This is a genomic window from Mycolicibacterium sp. XJ870 (assembly GCF_053483975.1).
Map to the genome: position 1 here is coordinate 280,252 of NZ_JBEFTI010000003.1, position 14,757 is coordinate 295,008.

Sequence of the window (14,757 nt, forward strand, 5' to 3'; positions counted from 1 at the left end):
CGCATCACAGTTCGCGACGAGATCTTGGCTGCCAGTGCGTGAGCTTGTCGGGATTGCGAACAGCCCAGATCCGTCTTATGCGATCGTTCACGATGTCGAATGCGAATACCGTCACGGTGGCGTCGCCGTAGCGCATCGCCAGACTGGGTTGGCCGTTGACCGTGCATTCGACAACGGTCACCTCGTCGGGCATCTGGGCTGCGAGCGCGAGGTAGTGCTGTGCGATACCTTCAGCTCCCTCGATCGGGCTGAGCGCCGCCCGGGCGACGCCCCCGCCGTCAGCGACCGCGGTCGCGTCGGGATCGAGCAGGCCGAGCAGGGCGTCGATGTTTCGGGATTCCCAGGCCTTCTTGAACGCCCGGACCGTATCGGCCTGACGTGACCGCGGGGCTGGGACCGTCGTGTGCGCGCGAGCGCGCTGGCGCGCCGAGGAAGCCAGCTGCCGGCACGCACCAGCTGTGCGGCCGACGATCTCACCGACTTCCGGAAACGAGAAACCGAACACGTCGTGAAGAATCAGCGCGACACGCTCTGCCGGAGTCATGGATTCCAGTGCGACAAGGAAAGCCATCGTTATCGACTCATCGAGGGTGATGCGGTCAGCAGGGTCGTCATGGGATGTGTCGGCTCTTTCGCCGGCACCGATCCAGTCGGCTTTCGCGGGCAGCGGCTCGGGAACCCATTGTCCGACATAGCTTTCCCGGCGCACCCGGGCTGAACCGAGTAAATCGAGGCAGATCCGACTGGTTACCGTGGTCAGCCAGCCGCCAGGAGATTTGATGGCGTCGCGCTGTTCGGGCTCCATGGCGTACCAACGGACGTAGGTCTCTTGCACCGCGTCCTCGGCATCCGTCACCGACCCCAGCAGCCGGTAGGCCAGGTTGATGAGATGGCGCCGTTCTCGCATCACCTCGGTCAAGCTGGGATCCTGGCCGTCCGGCGTCGGCATGTGATCGGTCATCATCGTGCGGCCAGTCTCCCTCCTTCGGACGTCACCTCTCAAGGTCTCGTCTTCTTCGACGAAATACGACCTCGATGTGTCCGGTTCAACTTCGACCTGACACATCGCGTCGCTGTGTCGTCGAAATGGTTAGGAGCACCCCGACGAAACCGTTCAACGACCAGAAGGCGGATCAACCGATGTCAACAGTGGTCTGGATCGTCACCGCCGTACTGGCCGTGGCATTCTTCGCTTCCGGCGCGATGAAGGTCATTCAATCTCGCGAAAAGCTCCTTGCCCGCGGGTACGGATGGGCTGCGGACTTCACGCGATCCCAGATCCGATGGATAGGCGCCGCAGAGTGTCTGGGGGCCATCGGACTCATCGCCCCGCCGGTCTTCGGCATCTGGCCCGCAGTGAGTTTGGCGGCAGCCGTCGGGCTCACGGTCCTGATGGCCGGCGCGGTGATCGTGCATCTGCGCCGCCACGAACTCACCCATACCGCAGCGCCCGCCATCCTCGCCGCCCTCACCGCCGCAGTTGCCGTCTTCAGTTCAGGTCTATTCACGCCGAGCGGTCACACGGCCATTCCAGACCACGCGAATCAGTCCACCCACCAAGTAGTCCCCAAGGAGAGCACCATGGTCACGCCCGAAGAACGCACCAACATCGCCACCTTCGAGCGGTTCACCGATGCCGCCAACAGCGGTGACCTACAGCGGATCTCCACGTTGATCGATGAAACCTTCCAACCAGATGCGATCTTTCACTCGCCGGCACCCACTGACGGATCGGGACCGCAAGCGATGAAGCAGGTTTGGGCCGTCCTCTTGCAGGCATTCCCCGATATCCACGTCACAGTCAACGACGCCATCGCGCACCACGACAAAGTCGTCCTCCGAAACACGGTCACGGGGACCCATCAAGGCGACTACCGCGGTCTGCCCCCCTCCGGAAAAACCGTCAACTACAACGAGATCTTCATCGCCCGGTTCACCGAAGGGAAAGTCACTGAAATCTGGGGCGTCGTCGACGTCTACTCCCAGTTGCGTCAACTCGGTGCGATACCCGCCTAGTCGCCCGCCCCGCAACGAAGGAGCCACACCGTCATGTTCGAACCGACAGCCGAAATGTTCGAATCTGCCTACCGGGGCGAGAACTCAGAGACGGGTGCGGGAACAAAACCCATGTGGAGCATCGGCGAACCGCAGCCAGAGCTCGCCGCGCTGATCAGGCGGGGAAAGTTCCACGGCGACGTACTCGATCTGGGCTGCGGTGAGGCCGCCATCTCGCTGCATCTAGCTGAATGGGGGTTCACCACCGTCGGGCTGGACCTGTCACCCACTGCCATCAAGCTCGCCACCGCCGAAGCCAAACGGCGGGGCCTGACCAACGCCAGCTTCGAGGTTGCCGACATCAGCGCATTCACCGGCTACGACGGCCGGTTCGGCACCATCGTCGACAGCTCGGTGTTCGACGCCATTCCCGTCGAGGCTCGCGAGGGTTACCTGCAGTCCATCGTGCGTGCCGCCGCGCCAGCAGCGTCGTACTTCGTCCTGGTTTTCGACAAGGCGCGCCTGCCCGACAACCTTCCCGCCAACGCCGTCACCGAAGATGAGCTGCGCGAGATCATGGCGAGCTACTGGGTGATCGACGACATCACGCCCGCGCGCATCCACGCCGAATTTCCCGAAGGCATCGAAAACATGTTTCCGATGGCCGATCTCAGAGATGAGCCCAACGGCCGCCAGTCTCTGCCGGCAATCCTGCTTACCGCGCACCTGGGCTGAGGGTTGCGTGGATTGCGCTAAAGTGAGGGATTCCGAACGCCTCCATGGAGGACGCTTGTCACACCGAGCGGGAATCGCGCGGTCCAGGCGTTTGAGGCGGCCCCAGATCACGGAATGCGCTGCGCCGCTTGCCGGCCGATTCGTAACGCTGCCAGCCGACGTCGGTGGCGGGGACCAGTGGAGTCACGGCGTGTGCTTGACCGGCAGCGTCCATCGCCACGATGGTGAAGTAGGACTGTTCATGTGACGGTGATCGTCCGTTTCGATATTCTCGGCGTCGATGCGGATGCCGACTTCCATCGACGTACGTCCGGTGTAGTTCACCGACGCCGAAAAGGCGACCAGTTCCCGACATGGACGGGCTCACGGAAGACCACCCTGTCAACGGAAAGTGCGACAACGTATGAGCGCGAGTACTGGGCTGCAGACGTGTACGCCACTTGGTCGAGGAGCTTCAACAGGGGCGCCCGCCATGGACATTCCCCGAGAGACAGGATCGAACTTATTTCTCCGTGGCCGGAATTGGAGCGGTCAGCATGAACAGTGGGCTAGCCCCGTGGGGGTGTGCACCCGTGCGATTGGCGTGAGACCGCAGCGCTGACGCCTCTCGGGCGGACATGAAGAGCACTGCGCTGCGCCGTCGGAGATCTGAGACGAATTTTTGGTGTCACGCTGCGCTCGGTGAATGCCGGTGTGAGCGGGCCAGCCTGGCGCGGTGCAAAACCATCGGCCGATGCGCGTAGATGCGCGGGGCCGGGGGTCGTATCCAGATGCCTTCACTCGGAGCGCCACATCGCCTCCCAGCTGGTCAGGGCGTCCTAAATTGCATCATCGGTCGCAGATGCTTCGAGAGTGCCGCGGCGCGCGTGGGCCTGCTTCGGCGCGCATGTAGCCTTGTGACTGTGTCTCGACCGAACGTCCATGTGACGCAGCCGATTCACGAGGACGCTCTCGCATTGTTGCGCGCCTCTGCCGACGTCAGCGTCGGCTTCGGCCCCGAAGCCGTGACACTCGACGCCGTCCTTCCGTACGTAGAAGGCCTCCTTCTCCGTTACGGCGGAGTGAGCAGGGACGTCGTCGAATCAGCACCGAAGCTGCGTGGCATCTCCCGCGCCGGCGCCGGCTACGAGAGCATCCCCGTCGACGCAGCCCGGGCACGCGGTATCCCCGTGCTCATCCCGCAATCCGCGAACTCTCGCAGCGTCGCTGAACACGTCTTCGCTCTCCTCCTCGCTGTCTATCGGGCGATCCCCCATTGGGATGCGACGTCCCGCAGCGGCCGAACCGACCTCTTCGAGTTCCGCGAGAGCTCGCTCTCTCATGAGCTCTCGCGGAAGAGACTCGGCCTGGTCGGCCTGGGCGCCATCGGCACCGAGGTGGCGCGCATCGGGCGCGACGGTTTCCTCATGGACGTCTTCGCCTACCATCCACGCCGCAGCCCCGACGAGATCCGCGCGATGGGCATCACACCCCTGACCGGTCTGCATCAGCTTCTCGACCAGTGCGACGTCGTTACGGTCCACGTGCCGCTCACGGACGAGACACGGGGCATGCTGGGTCCAGAGGAATTCCGCGCCATGCGACCCGACGGCGTGCTCATCAACGTCGCGCGCGGCGGCGTCGTCGACGAGGCGGCCCTGGCCGACGCGCTCGAAGCCGGCGAACTCGCGGGCGCGGGCATCGACGTCTGGGCCGACAAGGTTCCGAGAGCGGACAATCCGCTACTCGCACAGGGCGCCAAGGTGGTCGCTTCGCCGCATCGGGCGGGGCGCACCGAGGAGGCGCAGCGCCGAGCCGGCGTGCTCGCAGCGCAGGGCTTGCTGGACGCGCTCGGCGGAGCCGAGACAACTGGCGTCGATGACGTCACGCTGCGCTAAACGGCCTCGTACTCGTCGACGACGCGATCGAGCAGCGACAGGGCGGCGGGCATCGCGACGTTCGTGCTGTCCGCGCGCCACACACAGTGCAGCTCGACGAGCTTCTCCTGAAGGTCGGCGATCTCGAGGAACCTCACGCGCGGGGGGCGCAGTCTCGAGGCGGAACGCGGGACGAGCGCGATGCCGATGGCCGCGTCCACGAGCACCAACTGGCTGTTGACCTGGCTTACGTATTGCACGTAATCCGTTGTGTGGCCTGCATTTAGGAAGAGCGAGACGACGAGCTCGTGGAAGTACCGTGAGGGCGCGGGGCTGTACGTGATGATGTTGTAGGCCGCCACTTCCGCGAGCAGTGGATCGCGCCCGAGTTCGGTGAGCGGATGCCCGTCCGGAACGGCCACCACGAACCGTTCGCTGAAGGCCAGTCGGCCCGCCAGCACGTTGGAGGTGGGCAGCCCGCGCATGAAACCCACGTCGATCTCGCCGGCCAGCAGGGCGTCGACTTGCACGGACGACACCATCTCGGTGAGCACGAAGTCGATGTCGGGCAGTTCGCGGTGCACGGCTCTGATCCAGTCGCCGAAGACGTTGAGCGCCGCGACCGCCGTGAACCCGACACGGATGCGCCCCGCGGTCCCGCGGGCGACGCGACGGGCCATGAGCGCGGCGGCGTCGGCCATCTGCAGGATCCGCCGGGCCTCGGTCAGGAAGATCTGGCCGGCCGGTGTGAGCGTGACCGTTCGCGAGGTCCGCACGAAGAGCTGGAACCCCACCGCCGCCTCGAGTCGCTGAATCTGCCGGCTCAGCGGAGGCTGCGTCATATTCAGCCGGGCCGCGGCCTTGCTGAAGCTCTGCTCCTCGGCGACGGCGACGAAGTCGCGCAGTTGTTCGAACGTGTACACCGCGCGACTCTATGCCATCAGGGTATAGATCAAGCCAAAAACGGTGTTCGACATCACTTTTTCGCCCGCCTAGCGTAATCGAGGCGCCGGTCACCCGGCGATTGACCAACTCCGCGATATCGCCTCGAAAGTGCCCATGACTCGGTTCTCGCCTGTCGAACTTCAACAACAGCTGGCCTCAGGCCTCGCCTGTTTCCCGGTCACCCACGCCACCGCCGACCTGCAATTCGACGAGACCGGCTATCGCGCGCACCTCGAACTGCTCGCCGAATACCGCCCGGCGGCCATGACCTCGCCCGGCGGTACGGGAGAGTTCTTCTCGCTGACCCTCGACGAGGTCGCACGGGTGATGCGGGTAGGCGTCAAAACCGCGCCGCAGCACAGCGCGGTCCTCGGATCGGCAGGCTACGGCACCGCAACGGCCATCGAGATGGCCAAGGACGCCGAGGCCGCGGGCGCCGACGGTCTTTTCCTGCTTCCGCCGTATCTGACCGAGTTCGACCAACGCGGCCTCGTCGAACACGTGAAGCGCGTCTGCGAGTCCACCAACCTCGGCGTGCTCGTGTACCACCGGGACCGCGCTCGCTTCACCGCCGCGAGTGTTCGCGAACTCGCCGACGCGTGCCCCAATTTCGTTGCCTTCAAAGACGGTATCGGCGACATCGACCTCATGAGCACGCTCGCGAGCACGCTCGGCGACCGGCTCGTCTACATCGACGGTATGCCCACCGCCGAAATCAACGCGACCGCCTACCTCGGCGTCGGGTGCTCGAGCTACTCCTCGGCGATCTTCAACTTCCTGCCGCAGTGGGCCATGGACTTCCACGCCGCAGTGCGGTCGGGCGACCATGAGGACATCCGCCGCCGACTGCGCGACTTCGTCGTGCCGTTCCTCGCCATCCGAGATCGCCGGGCGGGGTATGCCGTTTCGATCGTGAAGGCCGGTATGACGGCGGTCGGCCGAAGCGCCGGCCCGGTGCGTCTTCCCCTCGTCGACCTCGACGACGACGAATACGGCCGCCTCGCAGACCTCATCGCCGCGGCCTGAGCCGCCCGACCACGCTCGTCCGCTTTTAGAAAGAAAGGCAACTGAATGAACGACGGACCATATCGGCTGGGCATCATGCTCGGCGACGGGATCGGCCCGGAGATCGTGCCGGCCGCTCGCCTCACCGTGGATCGCGCGGTCGAGGCCGTCGGCGCTCCCGCGATCGAGTGGATCCCGCTCCCGATGGGCGCCTCCGCACTCGCCGAGCTGGGCTCCGCGCAGCCGGCGAGCAACAAGGAAGTGCTCGCCGGTTGCGACGGATGGCTCATCGGCCCGCACGACAGCGCTTCCTATCCGGACGAATGGCATCAGCGCCGCGAGCGACCGCCGGGCGGTGAGCTCCGCCACCACTTCAACCTCTACTCCAACGTCCGGCCGAGCCGCAATCGCCCGAACGTGCCCAGCGTGGCCAACAACGTCGACCTCGTGACGGTTCGAGAGAACACCGAGGGCTTCTACGTCGATCGCAACATGCGACACGGCTCGGGAGAGTTCATGCCGACCGACGACATCGCGCTCGTCGTGGGCGTCTTTACCCGGGCGGCCATCCGCCGCATCGCGAAGGCCGCCTTCGAGCTGGCGAGCACACGCCGTAAGCACGTCTCGATCGTGCACAAGTCCAATGTCATCCCCATGGCCTTCGGGATGTTCGTCGAGGAGTGCCGCAACGTCGGCGCGGACTACCCCGACGTACAGGTCGACGATTTCTTGTTCGACGCCTTCACCGCGCACCTCGTGCGCCATCCTCAGCGCTTCGACGTGCTGGTGACCGAGAACATGTTCGGCGACACCATCTCCGACCTCGCCGGCGAACTCGTGGGCGGGCTCGGAATGTCGCCTTCGCTCAACCACAGCGACGAGCACGCGATGGCGCAAGCCGCTCACGGCTCGGCGCCCGACATCGCAGGCCAGGGCATCGCCAACCCGATCGGAATGATCCTCTCCTCGGCCATGCTGCTCGAGTGGATGGGCAAGCGTCGCAAGGACGGGCGCCTGATCGAGGCCGCCCAGCGGCTCGAACGCGCCGTCGACGCGACGCTTGAATCGGGAACCCGCACAAGAGATCTCGGCGGCGCGGCGAGCACCACCGAATTCGCCAAGGTCGTCGGCGAGGCCATCAGCCACGTCTGACACCGAACACCGAAAGACGCGTCCCCAACTGACCACCGAGAGAAGAGAGTAACGATGAAGTTACATCGGAAAGCAGTCGTACTTGCGGTGGCGGTGGCCGTATCGCTCACCGGCTGCAGCACGGGCGGAACCGGCTCGAACGCCGGCGACAGCGCGGCGGACTATCCAGACACCGGCAAGAGCATCACGCTCTTGATCCCCTACGGCGCCGGCGGCGGCTCGGACCTCGCGGGCCGGCTGGCCGCCTCGGGCCTCGAGAGCGAACTCGGCGTCACCATCGTCGTCGAGAACAACCCGGCAGGCAGCGGACAGCAGGCGATCACCCAGCTCGCCGGCGCCGACCCCGACGGGTACACGCTGGCGTTCCAGCCGCTGCCCGCGCTCAACACGATGTACCTCGACGCCGAGCGCGGCGCGACGTTCACCCGGGACGACTTCGTACCAATTGCCAATCACGACACCGACCCCGTCGCCCTCGGCGTGGCCGCAAACAGCCCGTTCAAGTCCATGAAGGACGTCATCGACGCTGCCACCGCGAACCCCGGTTCGGTGACTTCAGGCAGCAACGGCGTGCTCGCAGCAGCCCACCTCGGCCTGCTGCAACTGCAGGAGTCGACCGGCGCGAAGTTCACCTGGACCTCGTTCGACGACGGTGGCCAACTGCGCACGAGCGTGCTCGGCGGCAGCGTGGACCTCGAGGTGCAGCCCGTCTCCGAGCTCACCGCGGCAGCAGCCGACGGCTCCATGCGCATCCTCGGCGTCATGACCGACGAGCGGCTCAAGGGTCTCCCCGACGTGCCCACACTCGCCGAAATCGGCTACCCGGACGCCATCATGGCCACCAACCGCATCCTCCTCGCGCCCGCAGGCACCCCGCAGGAGATCGTCGACACGCTTTCGTCGTCACTCGAGACCGCCATGCAGGTCCCCGCCTACCAGGCGAAGGCGCAAGAGCGACTGCTCGATCTCAACTACATGGACGCGGCAGCCGTCGAGGCGATGTGGGAGAGCTTCGACAACTCGATCGGCGCGCTTATCGAGGCGTTCCGCTCGCAAGGCTGACACCGTGAGTTCGGCAGTCGGGAACACGGCCGGGCGGAACCGACAGGAAGGGACGGCGCCGATGCCGGACACCCAAGGTTCTGGCGCCGAGCGCGAGGCACGGATCTTCGCCATCGTCGAGGTGTCAACGATGGCGGCGATCGCCGTCCTTGGCGCCCTCATCGTCGCGGAGTCCGTGCGACTCGGACTCCGAAACGCCCTCGGCGTCGGGCCGGGCATGTTCCCGCTCATCTCGGGCGGCGCCCTACTTGTGTTGGGCGTCATCGGCACCGTCACCAGCGCCGTGCACTTGCGACGCGCCCTGGCCTCCGAACCCGACCCGGCGTCGCCCGGTGACGTCGTCGACCTCCTTCAGGTCGATGACGAAGAGATCCAGTTGCTCGAGCGAGAGACTTTCACGAGCGTCCTGTGGCTGCGACTCGCTACGGCCGCGGCGCTGCTCTTCGCCTTCGTGCTCGTCATGGAGCACCTCGGCTTCATCGTCTCGTTCACCATCTTCATGTTCGCGATGATGATGCTCGTGGCTCGCCGCGGCCTCTGGCTCTCCCTCATCCTCACCTTGGCCACTGCGATGGCGATCTATTACGGATTCGGGATCTTCCTCGGAGTTGCGCTTCCGGGTCCCTCGCTCCCACTCCTCAGCTGGATGAACCCATGAACTCCCTCGAAGGACTTCTGCACGGCTTCACCGTCGCGCTCACGCCGCAAAACCTCCTCTTCGCCCTTATCGGCTGCCTCGTCGGCATGCTCGTCGGCGTGCTCCCGGGAATCGGACAGAGCGCGGGGATGGCGTTGCTCATCCCGCTCAGCTACTTCATGCCGCCCGCAGGTGCGATCATCATGCTCGCCAGCATCTTCTACGGGGCGGCATACGGTGGTCGCATCACGAGCATCCTGATGAACGTGCCCGGCGAGTCCGAGTCGGTCGTGACCGCCTTCGACGGGTATCCGATGGCCTGCAAGGGGCGCGCGGGAATCGCCTTGAGTGTCTCGGCTATCTCGTCGTTCTGCGGCGCCATCCTCGCGGTGATCGCGCTCTCGGTGGCCGCGCTGCCGCTCAGCAAGCTCGCGATTCACCTCGGCCCCCCCGAGTACTTCGCGCTCATGATCCTCGGGCTGTGCCTCGTCGTTGCCCTCATCGACAAGTCGCTCGTCAAGGGCCTCATCATGATCGCGTTTGGGTTCTTCATATCGCAGATCGGCTCCGACCCGGTGCAAGGCAGCGTCCGGTTCACGATGGGACAGAACGACCTCTTCGACGGCGTGCCTCTTCTCGCCGTGATCATGGGCTTCTTCGGAATTTCCGACGTGCTGCTCTCGGCCGGGCGCCGACACGGACCGCAATTCATCGCCAAGATCGAACGATTGAACCCGAGCAAGGCCGACCTGAAGGTCGCGGCTGGACCGACGCTCCGCGGCGCCGTCGTCGGCTTTCTCTTCGGCCTGATCCCCGGCATGGTTGCGGCCGTCTCGAGTTTCGCCTCCTACGCAACCGAGAAGCGCATTGCCAAAGAACCCAAGCGGTTCGGCAAGGGCGCCCTCGAGGGCGTCGCCGGGCCAGAGACCGCCAACAAGTCGTTCGAGATAGCGAGCTTCGTGCCGCTCTTCACGCTCGGCATCCCCGGTTCCGCCGCCCTCGCGATCCTCATGAGCGCCTTCATGATCCAGGGCGTCACTCCGGGACCGGCGATGTTCGCCGACGCTCCCGACGTGGTCTGGGGCGTAATCGCGAGCATGGTCGTGGGCAACGTCATCCTGCTCGTGCTCAACTTCCCGCTCGTGCGCATGTGGGTACAGATCTTGAAGATCCCGGCTGACATCCTCGGAGTGCTGGTGATCGCCATCAGCATCGTGGGCATCTACAGCGTGAACCGCAGCATCTACGACGTCATGCTGCTCGGGGTCTTCGCGCTCCTGGGTTGCCTGTTCAAGCTGCTCGACTTTCCGCTCGCCCCGGCCGTGCTCGCCTTCGTCCTCGGCGACAAGATTGAGTCCGCCTTCCGGCAGAGCCTGATCCTGTCGCAAGGGGATCCCTTCGTCTTCATCACGCGGCCGGTCTCGGGAACAGTGCTCGCGATCGCCGTCACGACCGTCGCGATCCTGAAGATTCGGCGATCCAAGCCCGCTCGCGAGACCGTCTGACGGCCCGCGTCCGCATCCACCGCACACAACACACCGAGAGGCCAGGCGCACGTGCCCACCGGCGGACAACTCTTCGTCGACTCCCTGCTTGTACACGGAGTCGACCTCATGACATGCGTACCGGGCGAGAGCTTTCTGCCCATTCTCGACGCGCTGTACAACGTCGACGCCGCAGGGCGGGAGGGCACGCCGCGGCTCATCACCGCTCGCCACGAGGCCGCCGCAGCCAACATGGCCGAGGCGGCGGGAAAGCTCACGGGACGGCCGTCGGTGTGCTTCGTAACACGCGGTCCTGGTGCGATGCACGCAGCGATTGCCGTGCACACCGCGTTTCAGGACGGCACGCCTCTGCTGCTCGTGGTCGGACAGATCGCGCGTGCGGCCAAGGGTCGCGAGGCCTTTCAGGAGATGGACTACGGGGCGGTCTTCGGCACGACCGCCAAGCTCGTCGTTGAGATCACGGATGTCGACCGCATCCCCGAGGTCGTCGCGCGCGCGTTCGACGTGGCGACCGCCGGCCGGCCGGGCCCCGTGGTCGTCTCGGTGCCCGAGGACGTGTTGTTCGAGTCCTCAGAGCGGGCGCCGACCCGGGCCCCGGCCCCGGTGTCGCCCGCAGCGACTCCTGACATCGCGGCGCGCCTTGCCGCGATGCTCGAAGGGGCCGAGCGCCCCCTGCTCGTCGTCGGGGGGCCGAAGTGGACGCAGCGCACCGGCGAACTCGTGCGCGCCTTTGCGGAGCGCGGCGCGCTGCCCGTCGCCGCGGCGTTCCGCTATCAGGATGCGATCGACAATCGCAGCGAGAGCTATGTGGGATACCTCGGACTCGGCGGGTCGGCGGCGCTACGCTCCAAGGCCGAGGGCGCCGATCTCGTCGTCGCCCTCGGTTGCCGCCTCGACGACCCGACGACCGACAGCTTCTCACTCACGCCTGCCAGCCGCACCGACCGGCGAATCGTCGTGGTCACCGACGATCCGCACGAGGTGACGCGCGCCCTCATCCCCGACGAAGCGCTGTTGAGCTCGAGCGCCTCGCTCGCGCAGGCCCTTTCCGAGGTGGCCCTTGAGCCCTCGGCACCGCGTGCCGAGTGGACGCGATCGCTGCGGCGCATCCAACAGGAGTACGCCACGCCCCCCGGCGCGCGCGGGGCCGATGTCGACCTCGCCGCCATCGTGCGACACATGCGTGACGCGCTGCCTGACGAGGCGATCTTCACAAACGGCGCCGGCAACTACACAGTCTGGTTGCAGCGCTTCCTCGGCTTCCGCCGGCACGCAACGCAATTGGCCCCGCACAACGGCGCCATGGGCTACGGAATCCCGGCAGCGCTCGCTGCCGCCGCGCTCCGGCCGGGCACGCCCGTGATCGCGTTCGCCGGCGACGGCTGCTTCATGATGAGCGGAAACGAGCTCGCGACGGCAGTGAAGGAACACCTCGATCTGGTCGTCATCGTCGTAAATAACGGCATCCTCGGCACGATCCGCATGCACCAGGAAAATCACTATCCCTCCCGCGTGATCGCGACCGAGCTGGGAAATCCGGACTTCGTCAAATACGCCGAGGCGTTCGGTGCCCGCGCAGCACGAGTAGTGCGAACCGACGAGTTCCCCGCGGCCTTCGCAGCCGCCGTCGCCCACGACGGCCCCGCACTCATCGAGGTGCGGACAGACCCTCTGCAAATCACCCCCGACCGCCGGCTCGACCCACCGGGTTGAAACGAAGCAACGAGGATCACCATGACCAATCCCGAGTCCCAGCCAACGTCCTCGAGCGCGAGGTGCCACTACCACCACAACAGTCTTGCTAATGCAAGTGAAGAATCATTAGCTGTACTTGATGCCGGAGCGGCCATAGCGTCTTAGGAGTGAACTCCCCGGTAGTCCTTGGTTTCCTGACGACGATGGCCCTGATCGCCGCGATAGGCGCACAGAACGCGTTCGTGCTGCGCCAGGGCATCCGTCGTGAGCATGTGTTGCCGGTGATCGCGGTCTGCACGGTGTCCGATCTGATCCTCATCGCCGCCGGCATCGCCGGTGTCGGCGCACTGATCACCGCGCATCCCGACGCGGTGACGGTGGCCAAGTTCGGTGGCGCAGCCTTCCTCATCGGCTACGGCGTGCTCGCGGCGCGCCGCGCGTGGCGGCCGTCGACACTGAACCCCTCCGAACGCAGCCCGGCCCGGCTGGCAGAAGTATTGGTCACCTGCCTCGCGCTGACGTGGCTCAACCCGCACGTCTACCTCGACACCGTCGTGTTGCTGGGCACGATCGCCAACGAACAACGCGAGCAGCGTTGGCTTTTCGGCGCTGGCGCAGTGGTGGCCAGCGCTGTGTGGTTTACCGGCCTCGGTCTCGGCGCACGCCGACTCGCCGGTTTGTTCGCCACTCCGATGACGTGGCGCATCCTCGACGGCGTGATCGCGGTGATGATGATCGCGCTCGGTGTGGGGATGGCGGTCTCCTGAGCGCGGTGCTCGCGAAGGCCTAGGCAGACACTGGGTCCACCAGGCTCTCGTAGATGGCCATGATCTTGTCGGTGTAACGGGATTGCCGGGCAGTGTCCCGTTGTGTGGTGACAATGTCGGCCATATTCCTCAGTTTGTCGCGGTCATCGACGAGCGCACGGATAGCGGCGGCCAATGAGTCGGGCGACGGGCCGGCGCTGAGAAGTCCGCCGCCTTCTGGCACCGTTTCACTCAGGGCAGGATCACAGTAGATCGTGGGTAAAGACATGGCGGCAGCTTCGAGGAGCACCAACCCCTGCGTGTCGAAATCGCTGGATGTGAACAGGAGGGCGTCGCTTGATCTCATGGCGATGAGACATTGTTCGCGATCGACCCTGCCGTGCAAGCGAACTCGCGCGGAGAGCCCGCTGGATTCGATGGTCTTGCGAATGGATCCTTCCAGATGGCCGTCACCGTAGATGTCGAGCGTGCAGCGATCAACCAGGGCAGCAGCCTGCACTGCGGCAAGAACTCGCTTCTCCGATGACAGCCGTCCACACCAGATGAGCCGAAGCGGCTCGCTGTCCGGAGGCGTGACCACCTCGACTGCTCTGGCCCGATCGATCTCGCCATCATCAACACCGTTGGAAATGACGGATATTGGTCGATTCACGCCTCGCCGCGCCAACGACTGAGCAAAGTGACCCGTCGGTGTGATCTCGTGGTCTACTGCTTGCGCGTGCGCCACCATCAGACGCCAAGCCAGATGCGACGATGCGCTTTCCTTCACACGGACAAAGTCGAATTCCGTTGGCAGATGGCGCTTCTGCATCGAGCCGAACAACAGTGCCAGCGGAAGCGGAGTAGCGGTGGCCTGGTCGAAGTACACGTCGAAACGGGTGTGTTTTGTCTGAACGACCGGAAGACCGTGCCGCCGGGCGGCTTCCACGCCCGCTATCGCCACACCTAAATCCCCCTGTGTGTGCACGATGTCGACGGGCGCGCGGGCCGAGAACGCCTCATCGATGATCGCGCGATTCGTTTTCGACGGCCATACGAACATGAAGTCGTCGTGCCTGCCCAGTTTGCGCATCAGCGGAGCCACAACAGGCACTGGCCTCAATTCGACGACGCACGGATCAGGATCAACCGTCTCGCGTAGCGGTGCGGTGAACACCGTGACCTGGTGCCCGCGCTCCTCCAGGGCACGACGTTGCGTGGCGACCGACACCTGGGTACCCCCGAGGCTGTCGGGGTGAAGATCGGTGAAAAGCGCGACATGCATCCAGAACCTCTTCATATCTTGAGTCGGGTAGCAGTGCCGTTGCCCCTGACCTGCGACTACGACCCTCCCTCTGCCTCTCCGGCAGGAGGTCAAGTAGTCGTGCCGCCCATGCGACTGACTCCAACTGTAGCCGCGCCGC

At 65.3% G+C, this 14,757-nt stretch carries 13 protein-coding genes and 2 pseudogenes; 10 read left to right on the forward strand and 5 right to left on the reverse strand.

The window, feature by feature from the left end; all coding sequences use genetic code 11:
* Nucleotides 1-4: 4 nt before the first annotated feature.
* On the reverse strand, nt 5-964 hold the full coding sequence (gene sigJ / locus ABQF30_RS16140) for an RNA polymerase sigma factor SigJ (RefSeq protein WP_448465467.1): 960 nt from the start codon (nt 962-964) through the stop codon (nt 5-7).
* Between the two features lie 176 nt (nt 965-1,140).
* On the opposite strand from sigJ, the gene ABQF30_RS16145 reads away from it, so the two are divergent.
* Both ABQF30_RS16145 and ABQF30_RS16150 read left to right on the forward strand, forming a co-directional pair.
* Nucleotides 1,141-2,016 carry an ester cyclase gene (locus ABQF30_RS16145; RefSeq protein WP_448465469.1) on the forward strand — a complete coding sequence of 292 codons (876 nt, stop codon included), beginning with the start codon at nt 1,141-1,143 and terminating at the stop codon, nt 2,014-2,016.
* Between the two features lie 33 nt (nt 2,017-2,049).
* The gene (locus ABQF30_RS16150; protein WP_448465471.1) at nt 2,050-2,730 is read left to right on the forward strand and encodes a class I SAM-dependent methyltransferase; all 681 of its coding nucleotides are present in this window, start codon (nt 2,050-2,052) and stop codon (nt 2,728-2,730) included.
* Between the two features lie 58 nt (nt 2,731-2,788).
* Here the strand turns inward: ABQF30_RS16150 and ABQF30_RS16155 are convergent.
* Nucleotides 2,789-3,217: pseudogene (locus tag ABQF30_RS16155) on the reverse strand (acyl-CoA thioesterase); the annotation flags it as partial.
* Between the two features lie 18 nt (nt 3,218-3,235).
* Nucleotides 3,236-3,390: pseudogene (locus ABQF30_RS16160) on the reverse strand (acetyl-CoA C-acetyltransferase); the annotation flags it as partial.
* 242 nt (nt 3,391-3,632) lie between these two features.
* On the opposite strand from ABQF30_RS16160, the gene ABQF30_RS16165 reads away from it, so the two are divergent.
* The gene (locus tag ABQF30_RS16165; protein WP_448465473.1) at nt 3,633-4,607 is read left to right on the forward strand and encodes an NAD(P)-dependent oxidoreductase; all 975 of its coding nucleotides are present in this window, start codon (nt 3,633-3,635) and stop codon (nt 4,605-4,607) included.
* Here the strand turns inward: ABQF30_RS16165 and ABQF30_RS16170 are convergent.
* Entirely contained in the window at nt 4,604-5,509 is a 906-nt protein-coding gene (locus ABQF30_RS16170; protein ID WP_448465475.1) for a LysR family transcriptional regulator, read from the reverse strand. The two genes, ABQF30_RS16165 and ABQF30_RS16170, sit on opposite strands and share 4 nt — an antisense overlap.
* Nucleotides 5,510-5,645: 136 nt before the next feature.
* Here ABQF30_RS16170 and ABQF30_RS16175 point away from each other — a divergent pair, with 136 nt between their 5' ends.
* From ABQF30_RS16175 to lysE, 7 genes are all read left to right on the forward strand, one after another.
* Nucleotides 5,646-6,557 carry a 5-dehydro-4-deoxyglucarate dehydratase gene (locus tag ABQF30_RS16175; protein ID WP_448465477.1) on the forward strand — a complete coding sequence of 304 codons (912 nt, stop codon included), beginning with the start codon at nt 5,646-5,648 and terminating at the stop codon, nt 6,555-6,557.
* A gap of 45 nt (nt 6,558-6,602) precedes the next feature.
* Nucleotides 6,603-7,688: an isocitrate/isopropylmalate dehydrogenase family protein gene (locus ABQF30_RS16180; RefSeq protein WP_448465479.1), complete on the forward strand. Its 1,086-nt coding sequence runs from the start codon at nt 6,603-6,605 to the stop codon at nt 7,686-7,688.
* 54 nt (nt 7,689-7,742) lie between these two features.
* A complete protein-coding gene (locus ABQF30_RS16185) occupies nt 7,743-8,750 on the forward strand; it encodes a tripartite tricarboxylate transporter substrate binding protein (protein WP_448465481.1) in 1,008 nt (335 codons plus the stop codon).
* Between the two features lie 61 nt (nt 8,751-8,811).
* Nucleotides 8,812-9,408: a tripartite tricarboxylate transporter TctB family protein gene (locus ABQF30_RS16190; RefSeq protein WP_448465483.1), complete on the forward strand. Its 597-nt coding sequence runs from the start codon at nt 8,812-8,814 to the stop codon at nt 9,406-9,408.
* Nucleotides 9,405-10,892, forward strand: a complete 1,488-nt coding sequence (locus ABQF30_RS16195; RefSeq protein WP_448465484.1) for a tripartite tricarboxylate transporter permease — start codon at nt 9,405-9,407, stop codon at nt 10,890-10,892. Before ABQF30_RS16190 ends, ABQF30_RS16195 begins: the two co-directional genes overlap by 4 nt.
* 51 nt (nt 10,893-10,943) lie before the next feature.
* A complete protein-coding gene (locus ABQF30_RS16200) occupies nt 10,944-12,605 on the forward strand; it encodes a thiamine pyrophosphate-dependent enzyme (RefSeq protein WP_448465486.1) in 1,662 nt (553 codons plus the stop codon).
* 149 nt (nt 12,606-12,754) lie between these two features.
* The gene (gene lysE, locus ABQF30_RS16205; RefSeq protein ID WP_448465488.1) at nt 12,755-13,354 is read left to right on the forward strand and encodes an L-lysine exporter; all 600 of its coding nucleotides are present in this window, start codon (nt 12,755-12,757) and stop codon (nt 13,352-13,354) included.
* A gap of 19 nt (nt 13,355-13,373) precedes the next feature.
* Here the strand turns inward: lysE and ABQF30_RS16210 are convergent, their stop codons facing one another.
* Nucleotides 13,374-14,618 carry a glycosyltransferase gene (locus ABQF30_RS16210; protein ID WP_448465876.1) on the reverse strand — a complete coding sequence of 415 codons (1,245 nt, stop codon included), beginning with the start codon at nt 14,616-14,618 and terminating at the stop codon, nt 13,374-13,376.
* Nucleotides 14,619-14,757 lie beyond the last annotated feature (139 nt).

Bases quoted from the DNA above. Each gene is read 5' to 3' on its own strand.
- ABQF30_RS16210 (WP_448465876.1), bottom strand. From the start codon at position 14,618: ATGCATGTCGCGCTTTTCACCGATCTTCACCCCGACAGCCTCGGGGGT.
- ABQF30_RS16185 (WP_448465481.1), top strand. From the start codon at position 7,743: ATGAAGTTACATCGGAAAGCAGTCGTACTTGCGGTGGCGGTGGCCGTA.
- ABQF30_RS16190 (WP_448465483.1), top strand. From the start codon at position 8,812: ATGCCGGACACCCAAGGTTCTGGCGCCGAGCGCGAGGCACGGATCTTC.
- ABQF30_RS16195 (WP_448465484.1), top strand. From the start codon at position 9,405: ATGAACTCCCTCGAAGGACTTCTGCACGGCTTCACCGTCGCGCTCACG.
- ABQF30_RS16150 (WP_448465471.1), top strand. From the start codon at position 2,050: ATGTTCGAACCGACAGCCGAAATGTTCGAATCTGCCTACCGGGGCGAG.
- ABQF30_RS16180 (WP_448465479.1), top strand. From the start codon at position 6,603: ATGAACGACGGACCATATCGGCTGGGCATCATGCTCGGCGACGGGATC.
- sigJ (WP_448465467.1), bottom strand. From the start codon at position 964: ATGATGACCGATCACATGCCGACGCCGGACGGCCAGGATCCCAGCTTG.
- ABQF30_RS16175 (WP_448465477.1), top strand. From the start codon at position 5,646: ATGACTCGGTTCTCGCCTGTCGAACTTCAACAACAGCTGGCCTCAGGC.
- ABQF30_RS16145 (WP_448465469.1), top strand. From the start codon at position 1,141: ATGTCAACAGTGGTCTGGATCGTCACCGCCGTACTGGCCGTGGCATTC.